This window comes from Tenericutes bacterium MZ-XQ (genome assembly GCA_002838205.1).
Classification (GTDB): Bacteria; Bacillota_I; Bacilli_A; order Acholeplasmatales; family Acholeplasmataceae; genus Mariniplasma.
This window is the reverse complement of sequence record CP017950.1, coordinates 241854-268643: the sequence shown is the minus strand read 5'-3', so window position 1 is coordinate 268643 and position 26790 is coordinate 241854. Positions and strand designations below refer to the sequence as shown.

29 protein-coding genes and 1 other annotated feature are annotated in these 26790 nt (G+C 32.5%); of the genes, 5 read left to right on the top strand and 24 right to left on the bottom strand.

The genetic code is table 11. The features are described from left to right. Window positions 1-26: 26 nt before the first annotated feature. The 7 genes from BK011_01410 to BK011_01380 form a co-directional block, all read right to left on the bottom strand. Window positions 27-1550 (bottom strand): hypothetical protein, encoded by a 1524-nt coding sequence (locus tag BK011_01410; GenBank protein AUD64398.1) that lies wholly within the window; start codon window positions 1548-1550, stop codon window positions 27-29. Next, a complete protein-coding gene (locus BK011_01405; GenBank protein AUD64397.1) occupies window positions 1547-2890 on the bottom strand; it encodes a glutamate--tRNA ligase in 1344 nt (447 codons plus the stop codon). Before BK011_01405 ends, BK011_01410 begins: the two co-directional genes overlap by 4 nt. A gap of 69 nt (window positions 2891-2959) precedes the next feature. Continuing rightward, on the bottom strand, window positions 2960-3487 hold the full coding sequence (locus tag BK011_01400) for a hypothetical protein (GenBank protein AUD64396.1): 528 nt from the start codon (window positions 3485-3487) through the stop codon (window positions 2960-2962). A 1-nt stretch (window position 3488) separates the two neighbouring features. Continuing rightward, complete coding sequence (locus tag BK011_01395) at window positions 3489-5081, bottom strand: hypothetical protein (GenBank protein ID AUD64395.1); 1593 nt, start codon at window positions 5079-5081, stop codon at window positions 3489-3491. Between the two features lie 80 nt (window positions 5082-5161). Beyond that, window positions 5162-5560 carry a 30S ribosomal protein S9 gene (locus BK011_01390; GenBank protein AUD64394.1) on the bottom strand — a complete coding sequence of 133 codons (399 nt, stop codon included), beginning with the start codon at window positions 5558-5560 and terminating at the stop codon, window positions 5162-5164. A gap of 3 nt (window positions 5561-5563) precedes the next feature. Beyond that, window positions 5564-5992, bottom strand: a complete 429-nt coding sequence (locus BK011_01385) for a 50S ribosomal protein L13 (protein ID AUD64393.1) — start codon at window positions 5990-5992, stop codon at window positions 5564-5566. A gap of 135 nt (window positions 5993-6127) precedes the next feature. Then, on the bottom strand, window positions 6128-6628 hold the full coding sequence (locus BK011_01380; GenBank protein AUD64392.1) for a bifunctional pyr operon transcriptional regulator/uracil phosphoribosyltransferase: 501 nt from the start codon (window positions 6626-6628) through the stop codon (window positions 6128-6130). Between the two features lie 206 nt (window positions 6629-6834). Between BK011_01380 and BK011_01375 the strand changes: the two genes are divergently transcribed. Then, on the top strand, window positions 6835-8133 hold the full coding sequence (locus BK011_01375; protein AUD64391.1) for a uracil permease: 1299 nt from the start codon (window positions 6835-6837) through the stop codon (window positions 8131-8133). 31 nt (window positions 8134-8164) lie between these two features. Here the strand turns inward: BK011_01375 and BK011_01370 are convergent, their stop codons facing one another. Together BK011_01370 and BK011_01365 are read right to left on the bottom strand one after the other, a co-directional pair. After that, complete coding sequence (locus tag BK011_01370) at window positions 8165-9502, bottom strand: hypothetical protein (protein AUD64390.1); 1338 nt, start codon at window positions 9500-9502, stop codon at window positions 8165-8167. Window positions 9503-9626: 124 nt separating this feature from the next. Then, window positions 9627-11018 carry a guanine permease gene (locus tag BK011_01365; protein AUD66109.1) on the bottom strand — a complete coding sequence of 464 codons (1392 nt, stop codon included), beginning with the start codon at window positions 11016-11018 and terminating at the stop codon, window positions 9627-9629. Window positions 11019-11175: 157 nt separating this feature from the next. Here BK011_01365 and BK011_01360 point away from each other — a divergent pair, with 157 nt between their 5' ends. Together BK011_01360 and BK011_01355 are read left to right on the top strand one after the other, a co-directional pair. Further along, window positions 11176-12516, top strand: coding sequence for a hypothetical protein (locus tag BK011_01360; GenBank protein ID AUD64389.1), 1341 nt, complete (start codon window positions 11176-11178; stop codon window positions 12514-12516). Then, window positions 12509-12829 carry a hypothetical protein gene (locus BK011_01355; GenBank protein AUD64388.1) on the top strand — a complete coding sequence of 107 codons (321 nt, stop codon included), beginning with the start codon at window positions 12509-12511 and terminating at the stop codon, window positions 12827-12829. The genes BK011_01360 and BK011_01355 overlap by 8 nt, the downstream gene beginning before the upstream one ends. A 131-nt stretch (window positions 12830-12960) precedes the next feature. Next, window positions 12961-13062, bottom strand: a binding site (purine riboswitch). 31 nt (window positions 13063-13093) lie between these two features. On the opposite strand, the gene BK011_01350 is transcribed toward BK011_01355, so the two are convergent. The 15 genes from BK011_01350 to BK011_01280 all read right to left on the bottom strand — a co-directional run bounded on the left by BK011_01350 (window position 13094) and on the right by BK011_01280 (window position 25400). Further along, window positions 13094-14083: a hypothetical protein gene (locus tag BK011_01350; protein ID AUD64387.1), complete on the bottom strand. Its 990-nt coding sequence runs from the start codon at window positions 14081-14083 to the stop codon at window positions 13094-13096. Between the two features lie 2 nt (window positions 14084-14085). Further along, window positions 14086-14400, bottom strand: coding sequence for a PTS fructose transporter subunit IIB (locus tag BK011_01345; GenBank protein ID AUD64386.1), 315 nt, complete (start codon window positions 14398-14400; stop codon window positions 14086-14088). Then, complete coding sequence (locus tag BK011_01340; GenBank protein ID AUD64385.1) at window positions 14393-14863, bottom strand: hypothetical protein; 471 nt, start codon at window positions 14861-14863, stop codon at window positions 14393-14395. Before BK011_01340 ends, BK011_01345 begins: the two co-directional genes overlap by 8 nt. A 97-nt stretch (window positions 14864-14960) precedes the next feature. After that, complete coding sequence (locus BK011_01335; protein ID AUD64384.1) at window positions 14961-15920, bottom strand: hypothetical protein; 960 nt, start codon at window positions 15918-15920, stop codon at window positions 14961-14963. Next, entirely contained in the window at window positions 15917-17482 is a 1566-nt protein-coding gene (locus tag BK011_01330) for a methionine--tRNA ligase (protein AUD64383.1), read from the bottom strand. Before BK011_01330 ends, BK011_01335 begins: the two co-directional genes overlap by 4 nt. Before the next feature lie 286 nt (window positions 17483-17768). After that, window positions 17769-18608: a 16S rRNA (cytidine(1402)-2'-O)-methyltransferase gene (locus tag BK011_01325; protein ID AUD64382.1), complete on the bottom strand. Its 840-nt coding sequence runs from the start codon at window positions 18606-18608 to the stop codon at window positions 17769-17771. After that, a complete protein-coding gene (locus tag BK011_01320) occupies window positions 18605-19015 on the bottom strand; it encodes a hypothetical protein (GenBank protein ID AUD64381.1) in 411 nt (136 codons plus the stop codon). Before BK011_01320 ends, BK011_01325 begins: the two co-directional genes overlap by 4 nt. Further along, window positions 19005-19724, bottom strand: coding sequence for a hypothetical protein (locus tag BK011_01315; protein AUD64380.1), 720 nt, complete (start codon window positions 19722-19724; stop codon window positions 19005-19007). Before BK011_01315 ends, BK011_01320 begins: the two co-directional genes overlap by 11 nt. Next, complete coding sequence (locus BK011_01310; GenBank protein AUD64379.1) at window positions 19721-20515, bottom strand: hypothetical protein; 795 nt, start codon at window positions 20513-20515, stop codon at window positions 19721-19723. The genes BK011_01315 and BK011_01310 overlap by 4 nt, the downstream gene beginning before the upstream one ends. 4 nt (window positions 20516-20519) lie before the next feature. Further along, the gene (locus tag BK011_01305; protein AUD64378.1) at window positions 20520-21464 is read right to left on the bottom strand and encodes a hypothetical protein; all 945 of its coding nucleotides are present in this window, start codon (window positions 21462-21464) and stop codon (window positions 20520-20522) included. Beyond that, window positions 21461-22063, bottom strand: coding sequence for a dTMP kinase (locus BK011_01300; protein AUD64377.1), 603 nt, complete (start codon window positions 22061-22063; stop codon window positions 21461-21463). Before BK011_01300 ends, BK011_01305 begins: the two co-directional genes overlap by 4 nt. A 13-nt stretch (window positions 22064-22076) precedes the next feature. After that, complete coding sequence (locus BK011_01295) at window positions 22077-22799, bottom strand: tRNA pseudouridine(38-40) synthase TruA (GenBank protein ID AUD64376.1); 723 nt, start codon at window positions 22797-22799, stop codon at window positions 22077-22079. Continuing rightward, entirely contained in the window at window positions 22800-23780 is a 981-nt protein-coding gene (locus tag BK011_01290) for a hypothetical protein (protein AUD64375.1), read from the bottom strand. It abuts the gene before it with no gap. Then, entirely contained in the window at window positions 23773-24621 is an 849-nt protein-coding gene (locus tag BK011_01285; GenBank protein AUD64374.1) for an energy-coupling factor transporter ATPase, read from the bottom strand. Before BK011_01285 ends, BK011_01290 begins: the two co-directional genes overlap by 8 nt. Continuing rightward, complete coding sequence (locus tag BK011_01280) at window positions 24597-25400, bottom strand: energy-coupling factor transporter ATPase (GenBank protein AUD64373.1); 804 nt, start codon at window positions 25398-25400, stop codon at window positions 24597-24599. The genes BK011_01285 and BK011_01280 overlap by 25 nt, the downstream gene beginning before the upstream one ends. Window positions 25401-25595: 195 nt before the next feature. Between BK011_01280 and BK011_01275 the strand changes: the two genes are divergently transcribed. Together BK011_01275 and BK011_01270 are read left to right on the top strand one after the other, a co-directional pair. Then, window positions 25596-25907 (top strand): thioredoxin, encoded by a 312-nt coding sequence (locus BK011_01275; GenBank protein ID AUD64372.1) that lies wholly within the window; start codon window positions 25596-25598, stop codon window positions 25905-25907. Continuing rightward, the gene (locus BK011_01270) at window positions 25904-26761 is read left to right on the top strand and encodes a hypothetical protein (protein ID AUD64371.1); all 858 of its coding nucleotides are present in this window, start codon (window positions 25904-25906) and stop codon (window positions 26759-26761) included. The genes BK011_01275 and BK011_01270 overlap by 4 nt, the downstream gene beginning before the upstream one ends. Window positions 26762-26790: the final 29 nt, after the last annotated feature.

Below are 26790 nucleotides of genomic sequence, written 5' to 3'. Positions count from 1 at the left end.
GCGACATTGATTGTCGCATTCGTAAATTATTCAATATATCCTAATATCCATTCACTATCAAAAAGTGTAGATAAATCAGTAATGATCTCAACTGTATCTTCTGATACAACTGAAACATCATTAACATCTAAATGTTCAGTACCAAAGACACCATAATTAGTGCTCTTCATATAGCGATCAAAGCCAAATACTTGAGAAGCATCTAGTCTAATATCATCTGAAACATGAATATTAATCTCTGATCCACCAATTCTTACGATTTGGCTAGATGCTTTATTAGACTCATACAATCCAACTAATCCACCAACTCTGAATTGTTTAGTCACAACATCTTCATATGTATTCTTTTCATGAGTAACAGTGATTGCGCCACTGAAGTAACCTTTTTGTAGATCATCATTCGCACGCCCAATCAGCCCACCAACAAACAATGTGTAAACACCTTTTACAGTATCCGGTAAAGTATTATAGTCAATATCAACACTAATATCGCCTTCATTGATAATCTCAGAAACATCAGCACCTGAAACATGTTGACCAATAATACCACCAATCATTTGACTGACATCATCATCTCTAACATTTGTTCCTGCCATTTCAAAATGAATGTTCGCATTGCTATAGGCTCTAGTAACTTCAGAAAATTCACCTAATAAACCTACAACACCACCAATCTTAATTCTTCCAAATGATAATGCTTTAACTGAAATAATCGTATCTGAAACTTCTACATCTTCTATAACACCTTTATACTCAGCACTAACCGCACCTACATATGCTTGAATGGTTGATGATGTGTTAAATGAAATAACTGAATTTTTAATGGTAACATTTTCAATTCTAGCCGTTTGTGATGTACCATATCCAACCAATATGCCCACTCTAGATGAGGTTGCTGCTTCAAGTGGTGTCTCAAGTGTACCAATAGATGCTCCATCGATAGTTACATTTTTAATAACGCCAGATGAAACATATCCAAAAATCCCAGTATACATTGAAATTTTTGACATATTTATGTTTTTTAAACTATATCCATTACCATCAAATGTTCCACCAAATGCTAAGTTTGAAGCTCTAAATGGTGTCTCGTATGGTTCATTTTCAAAATCAATATCTTGACCTAAAATATAACGTCCATTACGGTTTTCATCCATCGCCATGAACTCTTCTACGGTGTTGATGATAATTTCTTGATTTGTGAGTGTTGTAAACTCATAAACCCCAACTTCAACAGCATCACGATCGATGGTTACGATGACTTTGATCGTAAATGTAGTTTCAGTTTCAAGCCCATAAAAATAAATATCCTCTAACTCTGTTTCGCTTTCAATCGTTTGTTGATTTCTAACATTACCTTGGTCGTTATACAAATAAACCACTGTAGATCCAGTGATTTCATTTTCTGGATCGTTGATTTCAACATCAAAACGAATAGATGTTTGTTCAATTTCTGGGTTAATTATTTCTGCTGTTACACTTGTTTTAACACCACATGATACTAAAACAACTGAAAATAATGCGATAAGTAAAATGATACTGTATTTTCTCATAAGTCACCTCTAAGTCTATTCATTGTTTGTTCAAGTCTTTTTATAACTAAATCTTTGCCTAAAAGTGCAAGTGCAACTGGTAAACTTGGTCCATGCATATCCCCAGTAGTTGCAATTCTAAGTCCCATAAATAATGGCTTACCTTTTGTTCCTGTGTCTTTTCCTACTTGCTTAATCAGTTCTTGAATTTCATCAGCTTCAAATGAAGAATTCTCTAGCAACGCTTTAAATGCTTCCAATAACTCAAGACTTTGATTTTCAACTAAGAATTGATAAGCTTCATCAGCAATTTCAAAGTGTTCATGGAAGAACGATTGATATAGTTCAACAATCTGTCCGATATAACTCATGCGATCTTGGAATAAGCCAACAAGTGTCTTTAACCAAGCATCGTCTTTAATTTCAACATTTGCTTTTTCTAAAAATGGTCTAGCTTTTTCTGCTAAAGCTTCAACATCTAACATTTTCACATATCTACTGTTGATATATGCTAACTTATCTTTATCAAACATCGCTGGTGCTTTCGATAATCTTTTTGGATCAAATTGTTCAATAATTGCCTTTTGATCCAATATTTCTTCGTTTTCAGATGGAGACCATCCTAAAAGTGAAATAAAATTGAACATCGCCTCTGGTAGATATCCCATTTGTGCATATTCTGATATGAATTGAATCACATTTTTATCTCGCTTAGATAATTTCTTCTTCTCTTCATTAACAATAATCGTCATATGTCCAAATTGTGGTGCTTCCCACCCAAACGCATCATAAATCATGAGTTGCTTTGGTGTATTAGTGATATGTTCCTCACCTCTTAAGACATGAGAAATTTCCATAAAGTGATCATCAATAACAACCGCAAAGTTATACGTTGGAATACCATTATCTTTCATAATAATCCAATCTTCTACATCTTTACTTTCAAATTTTAAAGTCCCTCTAACTAAATCATCAAATTGATATGTTACATCACTTGGCACTTTAAAACGAATTGCATATGCTTCACTATCTTCTCTAAAATCTTTATATGCTAAGCCTTTTTCTAATAGTTCTTCAGCATATTTTGTATATAAATCTAATCTTTCTAATTGACGATATGGACCAAAATTACCACCTTTATCTGGTGACTCATCCCATGAAAGTCCTAACCAACTTAAATAATTTAATTGTGATGCTTCTCCGCCTTCAACATTTCTTAATACATCTGTATCTTCAATCCTAACAATAAAATCGCCGCCAAAATGACGTGCGAATACATAATTAAATAATGCGCTTCTCGCATTACCGATATGAAGTAATCCTGTTGGGCTTGGTGCATATCTTACTCTAACTTTTTTCATTTTCATCCCATCCTTACATGCAAGTATTATTATACGATAACTATAGTATTTTAACAATACTATAGGTTATTATTCATATTTTAATGAACCTTGATATCCAATTGATTCTAAGTATTTATTAACCTGTTTTCTATTTTTAAAAACAATGGTTTTGTCTTTATATTTTTCTTTATAGAGTTTCATTAACGCTTTTGACTCTTTTGTACGACCACTAAATAGGATCCACCAAACAAATCCAAAATTCAATCTTTCTTTACATCCTTCAGCAATCGTATCACGGTTTTGATTATGATATTTGATTCTCCTTACAATCGCACCATAAAGACATTTAAAACGATTGAAATCAAATAAAAATAACTGATCACATTCATCATATCTTTCTGTTGCTAGTTTTCGATATTGTCCGTCGATAATCCACTTATCTCTTTTCATAAATTCAGTAATTTCTGCTTCAACTTGATCATGATCTCTTTTCACCCAATTTGGTCCAAAAAAGATTGTATCTATGTGTAACACATCAATACCATAATGTCTTGAAAGTCTTTTTGAAAATGTTGATTTACCTGAACTAGAATACCCTGCGACTAAAATTTTCATATTACACCTTCTTCTTGAAAAGATTTTTCCAATCTATTTTTTGTGATTCACCATGTTTAACAAATATCATGGTTACAAATGCCAACCCCATAAATATAGTAGCATATGGGAACAGTATAATTCTACCAAAACGGTCCATTAAAATACCAGATAAAATGGGTGTAAATATTTGTGCACCCATGGATGCTGCATAATAATATCCTGTATATTGTCCAACATTTCTACCTTTAGATAATTCGACAACCATCGGATAAATATTAACACCTGTAAATGTCCAACCAAATCCTGAAATCATGATGATTGCTGCTGTTAATATGATTTGATTTTGTTCAATGAACACAATCGATGCCATTGCTATAATCAACATGAATATACCAATAAGCATTGAGGTTTTTCGACCTAATTTAATACTTAATAGACCTATTGGATAAATAGCTGCAATCACGATACCTTGAACGATAATAAATGGCAATTGATAAAACTCCATATTTAACACTTTAGGCAAGTAGTCAGCAATCTTGCTCATGACTGCGTTATACCCAAAAAATAGAAAGAAAACTGTCGTTAATAATAAGTATAGTGAAATTCTTTTTTTCGTATTAAAGGATTTTTCAGGATTTTCATATGGATCCGTTTCTTTGACGTTAAATTTTTCCTCTAATTGTTCCTTTTCTTCAACCAATTTAGGTTCTTTGACTTTCCATAAGAAAATGCCTAAAGATACAAGCATAATCAATCCAATAATGATATAGACACTCACATGATGATGATAAGCATTTTGATTAAGTCCACTAAATAAAATAATGAATACTGCAAGTACACCACCTATAGCACCTAAAAAAGTAATAAATGCATTTGCATTCGTACGCAGTGGTTTAATCGTTACATCTGGCATTAAAGCAATCGCTGGAGTTCTATATATAGCCATCGAAACCAAAGAAATAAATAAAATCGCAATAAATGTATAAAATATATCTGGATCGCTTGCTGTCAACTCCCAAGCTCTTAGACTTAAGTATTGAAAATACAAATCTCTAACTCTTGTTTGATCTCTAACCGATAACACATCAGATCCTTGATCTAATATTTCAGTCATTGGTTCATAGATTGAATTTTCCCAATCCCAATACTCTTTTAAACTAATATCTCCAGATACATAAACACTAGATCGCTCGTTTTTCATGATATCTGAAACCATATACCAATGAGACTTTAACGTAATGTCTTTTTCTTCATCAAAAGCGACATCATAATGAGCTTCAACTAAATCTATAGTTTCGATACGTTCTGTTTGTTTATAATCAGCATAAGACAAAGTCATAAAAGATAAAGCTGCTAATACAGTTCCAACGATAATATATGGTGTTCTTCTACCTAATTTATGTTGACTCTTATCTGATAACGCACCAAAAAGTGGAAGTAAGATAACCGCCATGATGTTATCAAACGCCATCACCAATCCTGATTCAAATTGGTTTAATCCAAATTTATCAATCAAGGTTTTAGCAATCAACATGTCATAAGCTTGCCAGAACATCGATATACTAAAAAATATCAGTCCGACATAAAATGTAGTTTTGTAATTGAGCTTCATAATACTCCTTATATTTTATAAAAACTTACATAAAAATTATAACACAAAAAAGAAAAAGGACCCATAAGGTCCTTGTAAAATTAACGTTTTGAGAATTGTGAAGCTTTTCTTGCTTTTTTCAATCCGTATTTTTTACGTTCTTTACTACGAGAGTCTCTTGTAACTAAACCAGCAGGTTTTAAAGTCTTACGTAAATCAGGATTGATTTCCATAAGTGCACGTGTAATACCTAAACGGATTGCACCTGCTTGACCTGTAAGTCCACCACCGTTAACATTAACAGTGATATCATATTTACCTTCAGTTTCAGTTAATACTAATGGTTGTGTAACATCTAAACGAGTTGCTGCTGATGGAATGTATTCTTCAAATGGGCGACCATTAATTATGAATTCACCTTTACCATTTGATAAGATCACTCTAGCAACTGAACTCTTACGACGTCCTGTACCAAAATATTGTACTTTATTGTTTGCCATGTGTTATACCTCCAATGTTTCTGGTTGTTGTGCAGCATGCTTGTGCTCAGGACCAGCATAAACGAATAATTTCTTTGCCATCTTCGCACCTAATTTAGTATGTGGTAACATACCAACAATTGCTTTTTCAACCATACGTGTTGGAAATTTTGCCATAACGTCTTTAGCAGCTGTAACTTTGAGACCGCCATTATAACCTGAGTGGCTATAATACATTTTTTTGTCCCATTTTTTACCAGTTAAATTAATTTTTTCTGCATTGATTACGATCACATAATCACCTGAGTCTACATGAGGAGTGTAGGTAGGTTTATGTTTACCTTTTAATACAGATGCAACTTCAGTCGCTAAGCGTCCTAAAGTCTTGTTTTCAGCATCAACTACAAACCATTTGCGTGTAATTGTGCTTTCATTTGCCATAAATGTTTTCATTTACAAATTCTCCTTATATTCTTATTTCATGAAATAAGGGCTTTCGTGGAAATTCTTTTTTTTTAATGTACCTTTGTTATAATACTATATTGTATGGAAAAAGTCAACAGTTTTAACGTTTAATCACAAAAAATATCAATCAATCGTTACACTTTTTTTATCAATGTCTACAACAACTTTTTCTTCAAGTGCAGTTGGTATATTTTTTCCAATAAAATCGGCTCTAATAGGCAATTCTCTATGCCCTCTATCAATTAATATAGCTAAAGATATTTTCTTTGGTCTTCCATGAAAATTAATAGCATCTAGTGCAGCTCTTACCGTTCTTCCCGTATATAAAACATCATCAACCAAGATGACTGTTTTATCTTTTGCATCAAATCCTTGATGTACTTTATCTATATCTTCATTTAAATCATCACGATATGCTCTAATATCCAATGGATATACAGGGACATCAACGCCTGCGAAGTCTTGTAAGTTCTGCTTAATGATTTTTGCGATTGGGAAACCCTTATGCAATACTCCAAGTAAAATGACATCATCTAATCGATGATATCTCTCAATGATTTCATGTGTCATTCTTTTTAATGTTCTTATCAATTGATCTTGACTCATAATTTCCTTCATTTTCATCACCACAAAACTATTATAACTTTTTTTACAAAAAAATGTATTGTATTTCAAAAAATATATGATATACTCTTTTATAGTAAAGGTCCTTTAAGTTATGCCTGTGAGCATAATAAGGTACATGTTTTATAATGAGCCGAATTCTTAAAGGACACCACTAGGTGTCTTTTTTTGTAAGCGACCTTTAAAAAAAATTAAAGGAGAAACTCATGACTCAAAATGGATTAACAGTTGGTATTAATGAAAAGCCAAAAAGCATTGGCAGTTGGATTATTTTAAGCTTACAGCACGTTTTCGCTATGTTTGGAGCCACAGTACTTGTTCCAATGTTAACAGGCTTAGATGTAGGTGTTGCACTTGTAGCAAGTGGTATCGGTACACTGATTTATATCTTGTGTACAAAAGGAAAAGTTCCAGTTTATTTAGGCAGTAGTTTTGCATATATGACGACGATATCTGCAGCAATTATTGCAACAGGAAGCGCATCAGCTGCTTATCTAGGTTTAATGGTAGTTGGTATCATTTATGTAATCATCGCACTCATCATCTTCTTTGTAGGTAGCGGATGGTTAAAAAAATTATTACCTCCTGTAGTCATAGGACCTATGATTATCATCATTGGTTTAACACTAGCTCCAGTTGCTGTTTTAAACTTTGGGTTACTTGGTATGCAACCATTATATGATAATGGATTATATATTGGGTTAGCAGGTGCAGCATGGAAAGTACCATTAATCGCGTTTATTACGTTTGCAACAGTTGTAGTCTTAACGACAAAAGCTAAAGGATTCTTAAAAATCGTACCGTTCATTATTGCAATTCTGGTTGGTTACATTTTCTCTGTCATCTTTGGTGTTGTCAACTTAAGTGAAGCTTTTGCAAATGTATCATTTTTCCAAGTTCCAAATTTTACTATTATTGGAACATATGACTTCAATTTTTCTCAAGTTTTAGTGTTCGCACCCTTAGCATTCGTAACGATTGCAGAACATATTGGTGATCATGTGGTATTAGGAGAAATCACAGGAAATGATTTTATAGAAAACCCTGGTCTTCATAGAACATTATTAGGAGATGGAATTGCGACTTTTGTGTCTGCATCATTAGGTGGACCAGCAAATACAACATATGGTGAAAACACAGGTGTTATCGCTTTAACAAAGGTTGGTTCAGTGTTCGTGATTGGTTTAGCAGCAATCTTTGCGATTCTTCTAGGGTTCTTAGGCTACATCCAAGCATTCATTATGAGCATCCCATGGGCAGTCATTGGTGGTATGACAATTGTCTTATACGGACTTATTGCAGCAAATGGTGTTAAAGTGCTTATCAAAGATAAAACAGATCTTTCAAAAATGAAAAATCTAATTATTGTTTCTACAATGTTAGTCATTGGATTAGGTGGAGCATTCATTAATATCACTGCGTCTACTACACTTCAAGGTATGAGCTTAGCAGCAATCGTTGGTATCGTACTTAATCAAGTATTATCATTACTAGAAGAAAAATAATAAATAAATCAGATCAAATAAAAAGGCGAAATCATTCGCCTTTTTTCATTTTCTTTTCGATGATAAATGTATAAACTAAGTATGCGACTCCTAAGACACCAAGACCAATTAATGAAGGTACTAAATCCTCAACAAGCGTCGCTATAAACAGTCCTATCATACCAACAATCGCAATCGCTGGAACATATGGATATCCCCATACTTTATAAGGTCTAGGGTGATCTGGTTGTCTTTTCCTAAACAAGAATACTGAAATAAAAATAAGTGTATTGAAAATCAAACCTGTAAACACAACAAACGTTAATAATGATCCCACATCAAATAGTAATAACGCTAAACTCATCACCATTGATCCAAATATTGCAACACTTGGTGTTTTATATTTTTTATCAACTTTTTCAAATGATTTGAAAAATGTTTGATCTTTTGCCATTGCATAATAAACTCTAGGGAAAACCATGACACTACCATTAAGTGCACCGAAAACTGAAATGAGTACTGCAACAAAAACAATATACATACCAGTATTACCAAAAACTGCCATCATTGCTGGGATTGGTAGTACTGCACCTTGTTCAGATAAAGCAATTAAATCATTATAAGGAATTAAACGATAAATCGCAAATGTGAAAAGCACATAAATTAATGTTACTCCTGATATCGCAAAAATAATAGCCTTTGGTAAATCTTTTGAGACATTTTTCATCTCTCCAGATACTGTATTTAAATTTGTCCATCCTTCATAAGCCCAAAGTGTACCTACAACACCAAAACCGATCATTGTAAATACTTTAGTTAGTGGCTCTCCACCTTGTGGTACAAAATCTAAAACAACACTTTCAGTTCCTAAAAACACACCGATTATGATAATCCCAATCATAGGAATTAATTTGGCTACTAAAAATATTTTTTGCACCAGTGATCCAAACTTAACACCTAAATAATTTATAATAGACAGTAAAATAATCGTTAGTGCAGCAATCCATTTCACATAACTTGTTACTCCTGGAAAAATATAAGTTAGTATATCGCCAAATACTAATGCTAACAGTGCAATAGATCCACTAGATGCTAAAATAAAATTCATTGTTCCGCTTAAGAAAGCCATTTTTTTACCATAGGCTTTCCTTAAATAAACATAATATCCGCCTGTCTCTGGAAACATCGTTCCAAGTTCAGCATATGTTAAACCTGAAAATAAAGTAATAATCCCACCTAGTAACCAAACCAATAAAGATAAGCCTAATGCATATCCTACTCTCGTTAAAATTAAACTTCCAAATACAAATATACCAGACCCAATCATGATACCAGCAATAACTGCAATACCACCAAATAGACCTATCTCTTTTTTGAGTTGCATCAACATTTCCTCCTATATCTTAGAACAACATAAAGATATCATGAAAGACTATTGAAGTTCAAATTAAATGCAAAAAAAAACTGCATAAGCAAATGCTTATACAGCTTTTCAAGAAATGAAAGTTTATATATTATACAGCAAATTTTAATATGAAATATAAAATAAATACTAATGATAAACCAAACATCACTGGACTAACTTTCTTAGCTTTCCCTTGTGCAACCATAATGATTGGATAGAATACAAATCCAACTGCAATACCTTCTGCGATTGAAAAAGATAAGATCATAACAATGATTGTAAAAAATCCGGTAATAACGATTGCTGTGTCTTCCCAATCAATATCTTTTAATTGTGCAAACATTAAAGTACCTACCATGATTAACGCCATTGCAGTAACAGGGCTAAATACAATTGCATCACCAAACCCATTTACTCCAACAACAACACCATTAAATATTGACAATACTGGGTATAAGAAGATTGATAAAATAAATAATATAGCAACAACAACACTTGCTAAACCAGTTCTTGCGCCTTGTTCAATCCCAGTAGATGATTCAATGTAACTTGTAACGTTTGAAGTTCCTAACATTGCTCCTGCAATTGTACCAATTGAATCAGCAATAAGCGCATGATCTCCACCTTCAATCACACCTTCTTCGTTAATCAAACCAGCTTGATTACCAACTGCCATAAGCGTACCAGCAGTATCAAAGAAGTCAACAAATAGTAATGAGAAAATGACAGCTAAAGCTTCCCAACTAGAGAAGAGTTCAGAAAATCCACCAAATGCTGCAAATAATGTTTCACTTGCTCCTGTCCAAACACCAGCCATACCTTGTGGATCATATGCAGGCATCATATCAACACCAAGAGCACCTAAAATTAATCCCACAACTGCAGTTGAAACGATTGCAGTAATTAATGCAAATCTAAACTTAAAAGCATATAAAACAACAACTAAGATTAAACCAAATAAACCTAATAATACAGTTGGATGTGCTAAGTTTCCAAGTGTAACTAATGTAGCACCATCACCTTCAATAATACCAGCATTCTTAAAGCCAATAAATGCAATAAAGAAACCAATACCTGCACCAACTGATAATTTTAATCCTTTAGGAATTGCATTGATAATGGTTTTTCTTAAACCTGTTAATGAGATGATTAAGAATAAGATCCCTGATACTAATACAGCTGCCAAAGCTGCTTCAGGACTATAACCTAATCCAAAATTGACAAGTGTATAAGTGAAAAATGCATTTAATCCCATACCAGGAGCAAGTGCAACTGGAAGGTTTGCAAAAATCCCCATAATCAGTGTTGCGATTGCTGCAGATACTGCAGTTGCAAAGAACACACCACCAACAGGCAATCCTGTTGCAGCTAGCATGAAACTATTGACTGGCAAAATGTATGCCATAGCTAAGAAAATAGTTATACCCGCCAAAAACTCTTTTGTTAATGTTGAACCTCTTTGCTCAACTTTGAAAAACTTTCTAAGTTTTTCTCCTACCATAATGAAGAAAGCTACGATTTTCTTCCATACTAATTTGATTTTTCCCATCTTCGTTCTCCTTTTTTATTTTGTATTCAATATGCATATTTAAAAAAGAACAAAAGTGAATAAATTCACTAGGGGCGATAAAAATCGCCTTTTTCTTTTTAAAGTCACATTGTATAATAGATTTATGGAACCTATAGTGATTAAGTATAAATTTAAAGATCAATTAGAACTTGCTCTTAAACATGGTGAACATGTCTTTAACAATGAGCTTGTTAAACTATCTAATTTAAAAGTATATAGAGATAACTCCATTTCCATTCAATCTATATTTGCTACCTATTGGGATTCATTTAAACTTCATTTTGAAGATAAACTACGTCCCTCAATTATCGAAAATGTTGAAAAAATGATACATTGTCGTGATTTCAAATATGGCTACTTCTTCTATGAATGCCCAACTTGTGATAACTTTCATATCCAAGGTCTTTCTTGTCATTCAAGGTTTTGTCCTTCTTGTAATCAAAGATATCGAGAAGCTCGAACACTTGCGATTGAATCCAAATTACTTAAGTGCCCTCATAGACATTTTGTCTTTTCAGTTGCTAAAGAGATGCGTAAATTCTTTTGGCTTTATAGAGACTTATTTGATATCTTATTTCAAACTGTAAATGAAGTTCTTCATAAAGCTGTTAAGAAAACGAAGGCTGACCACCAATTAGATAGAAGACTTGGCATCATTTGTTTTCTTCACACCTATGGCAGAGATATGAAGACCAATCCTCATATCCATGCTTTAGTTGCTGAACGCTTTATTGATGCTCATGGTCATCTATCCAACATGTCTTTCTTTCCTTTTGAGAGACTGCGTATGTTTTGGCAATATAGACTCTTAAGTAACATCTCAGCCTATTTGAAAACCCATGCGACAAATTCTATCTATAATGAGTTTAATCGCTTAAGAAGTTATCTCATTCATAAGTATAAAAAAGGCTTTTACACTTACGGGCCTCAATTAAAGAGAAAATCTAGCTTGTCTACAGCCAAAAAGATTGCTAAATACATCGCCAGATATGCTTCTCATCCAGCCATCTCTGAATCTAGAATTGATGACTTCGATGATATCAATCACCAAGTCACTTGGCATTTTGATCCTCATGAAGATGATCAAATTTCAGATAAACATCATAAACGAGGTACTCAAATCATCACTGATCATGTCTTTAAATTTATTGCACGTCTCATTAAACACATCCCTGATAAAGGATTTCATCTGATTCGTTATTACGGTTTTTATTCAAATCGGACAAAACGAAAAATTGCCTCTGAGTTAAAGTTAGTTAACCCTAAATCTTTGACTTATCTTAAACATCAACTTCACTTTCGAACTTTGTTGCTTAAGACTTATCACTATGACATCTTTAAATGTCAGTGTGGTTCTACTATGGTTTTAAATCTTGATGCTTCATATCTACCAAATCACCGAAAAGAGAGGTTATTTAGCGATGCCTAAACTATTTAAAACTAAATCTGTGCATATGTCTTTTGTTCAAAAAAAGAATTTGTATGCTGAATATAAATCAGCTGTTAAGCAGGGATTCATTGCTGGCCCTGCCGCTTCATTTAATGCATTTATATCGATGCCTAATTTTGATATCATGGTTGATATGAAATGTCTGCACTGTGGATTTGAACTTACTGTCAATTTTTCTGGTTATGCTCACTTTATGGAGACTGAAGGTGCTGCTTTTCCCGTTGATGTTTGTAGTCATTGTGGTAAGTTGCAGTTTGTGCCTTTAGATATTTATCATAAACTTATTGATTAATTTGTTGACTCGTTTTACAGACTCATTTTAGATGAGTTTTTTCTGTTTGTTTTTATTTAAATGATCAATTAGAATTTCCTAGTTAATAAAAAAACCACAAAATATGTGGTTTCTACATATGAAAACAATAAAAAAAGATGCTTTCATATCGTAGTCGTGAACTTTACGGCTTCACGGTAGAAACTTGACCACCACATTAGGTCGATTATACGATATATTGAATACTTAATCATTATAACAAAGCTTATATCAGAAGTAAAGATTTCACGATGAAATTTTTACATTTTTTTTCATTTTCAAAATTAGTAATACAAACCATGCGCTTACTAAGCTACTAACAAGCAATATAACTACAAATTCAATCCATCCATTGATGAAAAAAACTGACAATATACCACCATGTGCGATTCGAGATTCAACTTGAAAAATAAACACAAACACACTTGATAATAGTCCACCTAAAATAAACGCAAGAACTAATTCCTTATCTTTTTTTACAAAAGCAATTGCACCTTCACTAATAAATGCTAATCCCATCCAAATGTTTTTTCTTGCCAAACTACGATTTTCTTCTTCAAATGCACGTTTGTGAAATATAGATGCGATAAATATGGATAAGGGTGGAATCATACCTGCAATCATAACTTGTGCCATATACATGGTTGATGTTCCATTTAAAATAGTAGAAATCCCTACGATATATGCAACCTTATTAACAGGCCCACCCAAATCATAGACCATCATAGTCGATAATATCATTAACAATAAAACGACTCCTATATCACCAGTAAACGCAAAAACATCCCTGATAAAACCATTAAAAAATGGAAATAAAGCATCTATACCTAAATAAACGAAAATCACAAACATAGAACCTATCACAGGATAAAGAAATACTGGAATCAGTCCTTTAATTGCAATCGGAAACTTCTTAAATAAAAAGTGAAGCAACAAAATAATATATCCAGACATGAAACCCATAAACACCACACCAAGAAAGCCACTATCACTAGAGGTTAAAAGTGCACCACCTAAAAGACCGACTATAAATCCTGGTTTATCACTTATTGCATAAGCAATAAATGCAGAGATAATTGGATATACTAAAAACAATGCGGTTGAACCTACATTAAAAAATACATTTTGATCAAATCTGTCATATAAAGTTAAAAACACTCCACCAATAACAACTAGTGGAATGATATATGTAAAACCGTGCATAAATTGTTTATAAAGTTTGGTTCTTACATTCATTTTTATAACCCTTGATTCAGTTTAATGATCTCTTTAATTAGTTTTTCAGGATTCTTAATCGCTTCTTGTGTTGTTACTTCAATGATATGCTTACCTTCAAACCGTGTTAATTCTAGTGAAACATCAGATGCAATAATCACACCAATAGCCTCTTCGATGTCTTTCTTTGATAACTTATGTTCAACACCGATGGCTCCATTTGTCTCAACTTTCATCGTATAGCCAAGTTTTTTACCCGTATGTTCCAACATTTCAGCAGCAATATATGTATGAGCTATCCCTGTTGGACATGCGGTTACACATACGATCTTAGGCACTTTTTTCTTCCTGATCAATCGCCTTAATAATGTTTAAGACTTCTTCTTCATTCTCTGCTTTCTCGAGTGCTAGTCTGAACTCTTCATGAATGAGTTGTCTTGATAATGCAGTAAGTGCTTTTAGATGTAAATTACCCGCATTTTCAGGCATACATATTAAAAAGAATAGGTGGGCATTATCTCCATCCATTGAATCATATTCTATGCCCTGACTAGATCTTCCAAACGCAATCGCCGGTTCTTTTATGTGTTTACTCTTTGCATGAGGAATCGCAATTTTAAATCCAATACCTGTCGTCGATAATGATTCTCTAATTCTAACATCATTTAAAAGTTTTTCAAAATCTGTCACGATCCCTGCATGATCGAGGATTTTTACGAGTTCTTCCAAAACTTGACCTTTTGAATCAGATTTTAAATCAAGATTCATATAAGCCTTCTTAATCATTTTTGCTATTTCCATAATTTAGATCCTTTCAAGTTTATCATCTATCAACTCGATTATACCAAAAAAATATTATTTGTTAAGTATTTCAGAAAAAAAGACCTAAATAAGGTCTTTAAGCAATTGTTTTTCTAGCAAAATTACCATGAACGTTTTTCGTTGGCTTAACCACCATAAACGCATGGGGATCTATTCTTTTAACTAAAGTTGTTATGGCATGAAGTTCATAAGAAGAGATGATGACATAAATCAAAGTTTTTTCATGATGCGAATAGGCTCCTTCAACTTTCATTAAAGTTACACCTCTATAAATTCTATGTAAGATTTCATCGACTAGTGCCTGTGGTGTTGCAGTGATGATATCAACAGCTAAGTATTGATAAGCAGTATGCATACGGTCGGTTAAAATTGTTGAGACGATGACTCTGATGACCGTGTAGGAAATAATAATGCCACCAGCGATTACCTCTCCTCCAGGACCAACTTTACCACCAACGATTAATCCACCTAATATTGCGATTGCCAAATTCATAGCCATAGAAAAGAAACCGACTGATTTTCCTTTTCTGAACGCTAAATACTGTGCAACAATATCAAGGCCACCAGTTGATGTACCATATCTTAGTGCTCCACCAGCTCCTATACCAATAAGTAGCCCACCTAAAACTGCTGCTGTAAATGCGTGTTCTACTTCACCAAGTCCCATATCAAGTATAGGCATCCAGCTTAAAATGAATGCTTGAATTAAAATCGAAATAATACTATAAATCGTAAATCTATGAGATACGCCAAACCATCCCAAAATAAGGATTGGTATATTAGCGATAATAACGAATAAACCTAAGAAGCTAGTTCCAACTTCAATATCTAAAAACACGTAAAATGCGTCTCTGACAAGTTGTGCAACCCCTGGAATACCACCAGTATAAAGAGGGACTACAGATGCTTCTAAGAACCAAGATACGCCTATACCATAGATGAACGTGAAAACAATAACAAAAATAACACGTTTAATCTCTGGATAAACTTTATCTATAAAGGTTTCTGACTGAAACCATGATAATAAATTTTTCATGCTTGGTCTTTTAATATCTCCTCAATCTTTTTATTCATATCAAATCTTTCAAATAACACATATGGTTTGTTTAAAGTTTGTGCTTCATACTTACCAAAGTCTTTTAATGACTCAAAACTACTATCTTTTGAACCAATTTGTTCTAAAATCTTAGTTGCTGTTTCTGGCATGAAAGGTTGTAATAAAACACCAACAAAACGAATTGTCTCCAATAATTGATATAAAACATGATCTAGAACGTCTTGTTTGTTCTCATCTTTATTTAACACCCATGGTTCCGAAACATCAATATATTTATTCGCAAATCTTGCCAGTTTAACAACTTCTTCTAATGCATCACTTACTTTGAGTTCATCCATATATTTATGCATTTCTGGAAGAGCTTCTAATGCTTTTTCTTTTAAACTTAGTTCAAATGGTTCATCTAACATAACTTTTTTTACATCACCATTTCTATATTTATGAACCATACCAATCGTACGATTCACTAAGTTTCCAATCGTGTTTGCTAAATCCGTATTATTTCTTTCAATTAATAATTCGTATGTAATATTACCATCTTGTGCAAATGGAATCTCGTGAAGCACGTAATATCTCAATGTATCCACACCAAAATATTTAACGATATCATCTGTATACATCACATTACCTGTTGATTTACTCATTTTGTTTTTATTAAACAATACCCATGGATGACCAAAAACCTGTTTAGGTAGTTCAACACCGATAGCCATTAAAATGATTGGCCAGTATATCGTATGAAATCTTAAAATATCTTTACCAATCAAATGGACATTAGCTGGCCAATATTTCTTAAACTTGTCTGGTTGCTCATCTAAATCAGGATGATATCCCAAACCAGTAATATAATTTGATAATGCATCAATCCAAACATAAACTACATGACCTTCATCAAACTCTACAGGTATGCCCCATTTGAATGATGTTCTTGATACAGATAGATCAGGAAGTGGTTCTTTTAAAAAGTTTTGAATCATTTCATTTCTTCTTGATTCTGGCTCAATAAATTCCGGATGTTTTTCAATATGTTCAATTAATCTTTCTTGATATTTAGATAATTTTAAAAAATATGCATCTTCAGATGTCCATATAGGTGTATCTCCACTTGGTGCTTTACCATCAACAATATCCTTTTCTAAGATAAAAGCCTCTTCGCTTAGAGAGTACCATCCTTCATATTTGCCTAAATAAATATCGCCTTGATCATAGAGTTTTTTAAAGATTGCTTGAACAGATTTAACATGGTCATCATCTGTTGTTCTTACGAACTGATCATAGCTGATATTAACTTTATCATAGATTCTTTTTATTTCTGACGAAATTAAATCCACATATGCCTTAGGTGATAATTCATTATCTTGAGCTTTAGTTTCAATCTTTTGCCCATGTTCATCAGTTCCTGTTTGAAATAGCACGTCATAGCCTGACAAACGTTTAAATCTTGCAATCGCATCTGCAAGTATAGCTTCATACACATTTCCTACATGCGGAATTGCAGAACTATATGCGATTGCAGTTGTAATATAATACTTTTCTTTCATTTTTCTTCCTCCTTATGCAAATAAAAAGCGCCCAAAGAAAACTCTAAGGACGACATAATCGCGGTACCACCTTAGTTCTAGATCTAAAATCTAGCCCTCAACTCTTTATCGCAGAGATACGTTTAAGCCTACATATCGACTTAAAAGCTCGAAAACCATGTTCATATCTTTTAGGATTCGTTTTCACCAACCACGAACTCTCTACACCTCTAAAATAGATATTACTCTTTTTCTCATAGCCTATTACCATTATATTATATTATAAATAACTAAAAATGCAAGTTATTTATCCATTAATTTTGTATGCTTTATAAACATCACTTTTTGTGATTCTTCTTTTTTTAGCAACCAATTTCATGGCTTCTTTTTCTTCATAACCCTCTTTTAAAACTTGCAATACATGATCTTTAATTGAAAGTGAATCATCATAACTCTCTTTTGAGCCATCAACAATAAGCACATACTCACCTCTTGTGTCTATATCTAAAGATAATGATGCCTTTAAAGTGGTTCTTGTAATTGTTTCAAACATTTTTGTAAGTTCTCTTGCTAACACAAGTTTTCTATCCCCTAATACTTGATATAAATCTTCTAAAGTTTTTTTTACTCTTAAAGGAGATTCATAGATAACAAGTGTTTCAGTCCTTGTGAAATAACTTTCAATGACTTCTTTTTTATGCGATTGCTTTCTAGGTAAAAACCCAATAAATGTGAATGGTTGGATAAGACATCCTGAAACGACTAATGCAGCTAATATTGCACTAGCACCAGGTATAGAAACCACGTAAAATCCTTTTTCTATGACTTCACTTATAAGTTCATATCCAGGATCATTAATGCCAGGAGTCCCTGCATCACTAATGATAGCTAAGTTTTTACCATCCTCTAAATAAGAAATAATATCTGAGGATTTATCTGCTTTATTATGATCATGAAAACTTATTAAAGGTTTATGGATATCATACGTGTTTAATAAAGTTTTGGATGTTCTTGTGTCTTCACACAAAATCAAATCGACTTGATTTAACACTTCTACAGCACGATAAGTGATATCTTTTAAATTTCCTATTGGCGTAGAAACGACGAACAAAGTTGGTTTCTCATCTTGAAAACTGCGCTGAATCAATGTGAGACAACTCTTTTCGCACGTTCTCTTAAATCACGTTCGTTATAAACGAGTCGCATGAGTTGTTTTTTCTTAAAATCAGTGATGCCAAATTCTTTTCTAATGTCTTCTAAGAAAAAATGCTCTGCAGTATTATAAAAATCATCAATCATTGTAACTTTAAGCAAATTTAAATAGACAATATTCTTGACTGAAGGACTAGCTTCTCTAAAATAATCAATCGTCTCATCTAAATCCTTACTTAATGTGAAAGTATACTCTTTAACAATGCCATCTCCAACTTCAGCTAGCATAATATTTAAAAGTCTTTGCTCGATTGCAGTAGGTTCTCCATCAACGGATACCATATGCATCACTAAATCTAAAAATTTGAGTTTTTCTTTTCTTGTTAATAAACTAAGTAACATTAAAATCGCCTCCTAATATTTTTTTTGCTTGTTCAGTCATGAGATGCTTATCTTTATATAAGATGAGCGGTGGTTCTAAAGTCATATCTCTTCCACCTTGTTTTACACATTCGACAAGTACATGGTTTGCAGTTTTATCGATATATGGATGAACAAATTTCATTCGTTTAATTTCTAGTTGATATTTTCGGGTATACTCGTAGATTTCTGATAAGCGATCAGGGCGATGAATCATGAAAAATTTGCCGCCAAATTTAAGTTGTTCACTAACTTTTCTAATTAGATTTTCTAAATCAAGTGTGATTTCATGTCTTGCGATCATAATAGATTCATCTTCATTAACAATCGACTTTTCATTAAGTTTGAAAAAAGGTGGATTGCAGATGATAGCATCAACATATTGATACTTTGTTTGCAAGTAATCTTGGTGGACAACATCGATTTGCTTTTCTAATCGATTTAATTGAACATTTTTAACTGCTTTATGATATCGAGACTCTTGGATTTCAATAGCGGTTATTTTAGCTTTCGTTTTTTCCGATAGATATAAGGCGATAGTTCCATTACCAGTTCCCACATCAATGACATGCTTTATTCGATATGTCAACTTTACAAAATCGGCTAATAACACGGTATCCAAATTAAACGCATGTCCTCTATCTTGATCAACTACAAGCTTTGATCCGATTAATGCTCTTTTCAATGTTATACCCTTTTAAACTGATCTAAAGATAACCATTCAACAATATCTTCTTGTTGGTATCTTACCTTAACTTTTTGTCCTAAAATATTTACGTCTATCACAAGTGCCAGCCCTTTTTCTGTTTCAACCTTGTCATGATAATCAGGTAATTTAGCTTTAAGTTCTGTATATGCATCATCTTCATATTTTATACAACATAAAAGCTTGCCACATACACCAGAGATTTTCTGTGGATTCAATGCTAAATTTTGATTCTTAGCCATCTTGATAGAAACAGTATCAAACTCTCCAATAAAAGTTGTACAACAAAGGATAAGTCCACAAGGTCCAATACCACCAATCATCTTTGCAGCATCTCTAGGACCTATTTGTCTAAGTTCGATACGTGTATGATACACTTCGCTTAAATCCTTAACTAATCCTCTAAAATCTACACGACTTTCTGACTCAAAATATATAAGTAGTCTTTTACGGTCCAACGTGTATTCCGCACCAAGAACTTTAATTTCCAACTCATTTTTAACTGCTAATTTTTTTGCAGTTTCTAGAACACCTGGTTCTAGTGATTGATTATAATCTTCTTCTTTGATATCGCCTTCGGTTGCGACTCTTAAAATCGGTTTTAATTCACTTGTAAGTTCAGATGCTTCAATTTCTTTTAACATGTATACTTTACCGATTTCAACACCTCTTGATGTTTCAACAACAACAAGATCTTCTTGATTAATCGTTAAGTTCTCATATGAAAAGAAGTATTTTTTTCCTGCTTCTTTAAACTGTACTAAAGCAACATTCATGTCGTTACCTCTTTTTTTCTAGTATGTAACTTAATTCATCCAGTGCTAACTCAGTATTGATGAAATAAGTTTGTTTTTTAATGATAGTTTGAATTGCATCAATGAGCTCATTAATTTCATTGACCTTCATTTGATCACTTTGCTTTTGAATATATTCTTTTAAATAAAGATATGTAATTGGTTGATTTGCTCGATAATGGATTAAATCAACAAAATATAATAATAGCAATTCTAAAAAATTTTGAAAAACATCCCGATCTTGTAAGATCAATCCAGCCTTTTTGTGGATAAACACTGGAAAAGATATATTTCGATTATTCCAATTTTTTACAATTTCTTCAATGAATTCTACCATTGCGATAAAATTGGGATCTTCAGCTAACAATAAGGCTTTCTCGAAATCTTTTGTTAAATATGGTGCTAGTGTCGCAACATCCTCTTCTAGCCCTTCTTCAATTAAAGTTTCTTTTAAAGTATTCTCATCAACTTCTTTTAAATGTAACATCTGACTTCTAGATTTAATTGTTTGGATGACATCTTGAAGATTATCTGTTAGCAAAAATCCATAGACTTCACGATTTTGTGGTTCTTCCATGAATTTCAGTAACGAGTTTGCAGCACTTTGACTCATCTTCTCCACATGATTAATCACATAAATTCTTGGTCCTTTAACCAAAGCAGTTTTTGAAAATTCTTGTTGTAAATCTAATATTTGATCTTTTTTGAGTGTCAATCCATCTGGTTCGATAAACATGACATTTGAGTGTTGATGTTGTTTGATTTGATTTCTTAAATGTTTATTCTCTGGTTTGTTTTGGTTCAAAATCAAATAACTCACTTCATCTGCAAGTTTAACTTTACCGCTTCCACTTGGACCACTAATCAAATACAAGTGAGAAAGTCTATTCTTTTTGATAGCTTGTTCAAAAAAGTGTAAAGCACGTTTCATAATTTTTCCTTTATGATTCTTATAATTTCAGCTGATATTTCTTCAACTGTCTGATTACCATCTATTTTTATCATTCGATTTGGATATTTGTCTAAAACTTCTAAATATCCTTTTCTTACTTCTAAATGGAAATTTTTGGATTCTTGATCCAATCGATCAAACTTTGATCTTCCTTCGATTCGACTCATACCAATTTCAGGATCTAAATCGATATAAAAAGTTAAATCAGGCATATTTAAGGTTGCATATCTGTTAATGCTTAAAACAAAATCAAACCCTAGATTTCTTGCATATCCTTGATATGCCAAAGAACTATCAATATATCTATCACATAAAACGATAGCGCCTTTTTTTAAAGAAGGAAGGATAACTTCATCAAGATGTTGTGCTCTTGATGCAGCTAAAAGAAGCGCTTCTGTATATGGCGTAACACCTTCATATTTAGGATTTAAGATGATGTCCCTAATGGCTTCTGCAATCATGCTACCGCCTGGTTCTCTCGTTTTAATCACATGATGTGTTGCTTTTAGTTGTTCATATATAGTTTCAATGAGTGTCGTTTTTCCGGTGCCTTCTCCACCTTCAAATGTGATAAACATGATATGTCTCCTTTTATTTGTAATATATTTTAAGTAAATATAATCCTCTAGATTCAGCTGTTTTACCAGCTAAATGTCGGTCTTTTGTCTCTAAGATTTCTTTAATGATTTCTGGCTTTTTTCGATGAAGTCCAATTTGAATGAGTGTACCCATCATTGATCTCACCATGTATTTTAGAAAACTGTTGCCGTGAAATGTAAAAATATAGTGTTTCTTAGTTTCCTTTAAGTCAATACTATATATTGTCTTTACGGTTGGTTTGCCTTTTACGAGTTGGCAAAACCCACGATAATCATGTGTACCTAAAAAATATGGAATTGCTTTTTTAATAGGTTCAATATCTAGGTTTCTTATATAAACTTCGTAATTTGCATCAAAAACTGAACTTGGCTCTTTAGCGATTATATATTTATACTTTTTAGATACAGAGCTATGTCTAGCGTGAAAATCTTCATTGACTTTAACAACTGACTTCACTCGTATATCTAAAGGTAGGCGATCATTGATTCTTAACCAACTATCCGTATCAATATTTAAATCGCTATCAAAATGAAATACTTGGGCTATCGCATGAACGCCTTTATCTGTTCTTCCTGCACTATGGATCTTGATTTCTGTTTGTGTCATGAGTCTAAATGATTTTTCAATCACTTGTTGGATGCCTAGTGCGTTTTTTTGGCTTTGAAACCCGTGGTATCTTGTGCCATCATAACTTACAACTGCTTTATATCTCATTTACATCACTCTCGTATAAATAATTGCACCTAAAATCATTATTGATATAATTATTGTTAAAATATCTCTTAAAGATATGATATATTCATCAATTCTTGTTCGTTTTTGACCAATTACATATCCTCTAACTTCCATAGCGTTTCCTAAATCTTCTGAGCGTTTAAAGGAAATGACAAATACCGGGATTAACAATGAAATGACTTGACTGATTTTTTCTTTAAAAGTACTTTCTTTAAAATCAACACCTCTTGATGCTTGAGCTTTCATAATCTTTTCAGTCTCAATCAAGAGTGTTGGGATGTATCTTAGTGTTAATGATAACATCATCGCAATCATATCTACTGGAACTTTTACAATTTTTAACGGTTTTAATAAAGCTTCTATGCCGTAGTTTAAATCAGTTGTCATTGTTGTAAAGGTTAGTAATGAAGTTAATATGATGACATTAGTGATTCTTAAAAAGATAAATCCAGCTCTTCTCAATCCGTCATCGTATATTTCTAAGGTATAAGATGTACTTATACCATAAGGTAGTATTGCTTGAAGTAAAAATATAACAAATACTGCAAAAAAGAAATATAGTATTCTAAACTTGATATGTTTTTTTGTTATATTATAAAATACTATAAATAAGAGAATAGCACCTATACTAGAAATTGAAATATGCATCTCAATGGGATCTATAACAAGATTTCCACTCTTTACGTAAAATAGTTGGATCACAAATGTGAATGTTAATAAGAATACAATTGGTTTAAGTCCATTTAATACTTTTCTAAGTGGTATCTTTGTGGAAATTGTTAGTATTATGATAAGTACTAACATACCTGTCATTGATAAAATTGGAATTAATTTTGCTGATACTGGAACTAAAAAAGTAGCTACTAATAAAATGATTAAACTAAACAATTTTATTCTTGGATCCAGTTTATGTAACCAAGAGTCACCTGAAATATATTGACCTATTGTAATATTATTCATAGTTTACCTCCTTCAAATATGAAAGAAGGCTCTTAAAATCATATTTTGGTTGATATGGCAATCCAATTTCTTTTTCTAAATGCTTCAATATTTTCAAGGATGTTGGTAACTCTAAATGGAATGTATCAAAATCTGGATGTTCAAATAAATCTTCTTTTTTTCCATCAAAGACAATCTTCCCTTGATCCATAACTATAACTCTTTTGGCATATTCAGAAACAACATCCATATCATGGGAAATAAGAATTATTGATTTATGCTCAATTTCATGTAAATCTTTAAAGATTTTCATCAAATCTTTACGACCTTTTGGATCTAACCCTCGAGTTGGTTCATCTAATACGAGAATTTTTGGTTCCATTGCTAAAATACCAGCTACTGCAACTCTTCGCATTTGACCACCACTGATTCTAAAAGGTGATTGTTCATAAAGTTCTGGATCTATACCTACAATGGTTGCTGCTTTCTTTGCTTTTTCTAAAGCTTCTTCTTCAGTCGATTTAAAATTCTTTGGTCCAAACATTATATCTTTTAGTATAGTTTCTTCAAATAATTGATACTCAGGAAATTGAAAAACAAGACCTACTTTTTGTCTTAAATGATTGATTTTTTCTTTTTTATGAGGAGGAAGCTCTTGCCCTAAGACATTAACTTTTCCACTTGTTGGAAGCAATAATGCATTCATATGTTGAACGAGTGTAGATTTACCACTGCCTGTGTGTCCAATGATTGCTATAAACTCTCCATCCTCTTCGATATTTAAATTGATATGGCTTAACGCATCATAATTTTCTTTGATGCCTTGGTACATAAAGCTTACATCTTTGAATTGAATGCCCATAATGCGTCCACAACCTTTTTACTAATTTTCTTATCTTTAAGTGCTTCATTATAAATGCCTAACTCAAATGGAAGCTCTAAATGAGAAGATTTTAATATGTCCTCTTCTTTAAAAACTTCTTTTGGTGTCCCTTTTAAAATCATTTCTCCACCTTTTAAGACGATGAGCTCATCGCTTTGAGTGGCGAACGATAAATCATGTGTAATTGTGATGATCGTTTTATGATAAGTTTTATTAAGCTTTTTAATTAAGTTAATAATTTCTAAAGTACCTTCTGGATCTAGCATGGAAGTCGCTTCATCTAGAATGAGTACATCCTGTTCCATCGCTAATGCTCCGGCTATTGCAACTCGTTGTTTTTGCCCACCAGAAAGTTGATGTGGTTCTTTGTTTAAAAAGTCTTGCATACCTACAAGATTTGCATAATAATCAATTTTCTTTTTCATTTCTTCATGAGGTATTTGTTGATTTTCTAGACCAAAAGCGATGTCATGTTTGACAGTGACACCGACAAATTGATTATCTGGATTTTGAAAAACAATACCTATTTTTTTTCTTATATCAAATAGATTATCATCATTTAATAATAAGCCATCAATTTCGATATATCCTTTAGATGGCGTTAGTAATCCAACCATCAACTTAGACAAAGTAGATTTCCCAGAACCATTGTGTCCTAGTATGGAAATCCAGCTACCTTTTTCTATATCAAAAGTAACGTCTTTTAAAGCTTCGTCATGACCATTGTATGAAAAGCTTAAATCTTTTACTTTAATCATATTTTCACCTACATTTCATTCTAATATATTATACCATGCAGCATAAACTTTATAAAGATAAACATCGAAGTTAGAATGTTTTTTTTCTATAAAATAGATTAATAAAAAATTATGGCTTTACTTTATTAAGTAAAAGTCTTTTGTTTTTTATACATTTTCTTTATAATGGATATGAGAAATTAGAGGTGACATGCTATGGTAAAACAATTAAAAACTAAAGATTTTAAAAAGGAAGTTCTTGAAAGTGATGTTCCTGTACTTGTTGATTTTTGGGCAAAATGGTGCAGCCCTTGTTTAAGAGTTGCTCCAATATTAGATGAACTAAGTAAGGAAGTCGAAGGTAAAGCAAAGATTTGTAAACTAGAAGTCGATGAAGAGTATGAAATTGCCGATGAATACGAAATCATGAGTATACCAACTATTGTTGTATTCGTTAATGGAGAGATTAAAGAGCAAGTGATCGGTGTTCAATCGAAACAATCACTACTAAAATTACTAGGCCTATGAAAGATGTCATTATAATCGGTATGGGACCGGCTGGTATTTCAGCTGCGATTTATTTAAAAAGAGCAGGTCTAAATCCTGTTGTTATTGGTAAAGACTATGGTGCATTAAGTGACTATCCAGAAAAAGTGGAAAACTATTATGGATTTGCAAAACCTATTTTAGGTGAAGACTTGATTAAAGAAGGTATTAATCAAGCAAAAGGTCTTGATATAGAGATTATCCATGATTCAGTCATTGCACTGGATCAAATAGATAATCATTTTAAAGTGAAATCCGTTAACCATAGATTGCAATCAAAAGTTGTTATTCTTGCTACAGGTAAAAAGCGTATGACTCTATCTATACCTGGTTTTAATAAGCTAAAGGGTAAAGGGATTAGTCTATGTGCTGCATGTGATGGTTATTTCTTTAGAAGAAAACGAATTGGTGTTATTGGATGTGGACCTTATATGCTACATGAACTAGAAGTCTTAAAAGAGATTAATCAGAATATCACTGTATTTACCGATGCAAATGAACTGAAGGAAGACGTTGACTTTCCTATTGTTCATTCAAAAATTACTAAGTTTTTAGGTGTTGATAGACTCGAAGGCATTGAAACAGAAGACGGGAAAACCCATGATATACAAGGTGCCTTTATTGCTGTTGGCGCTCCGAGTTCAATTGATTTTGCTACTAAATTAGGCGTTGTTGTTGAAAAAAATAGTCTTGTTGTAGATCAAAAGTATCAAACCAATGTTCCTGGATTATTTGCTATCGGTGATGTCATTGGTGGAAAACTTCAAATTGCAAAAGCTGTATATGATGGCATGATGGTTGCTGACCATGTCAAATCATATTTGAAAGCAAACTAAAAGACCATCACTTTTTTGAGAGTGATGGT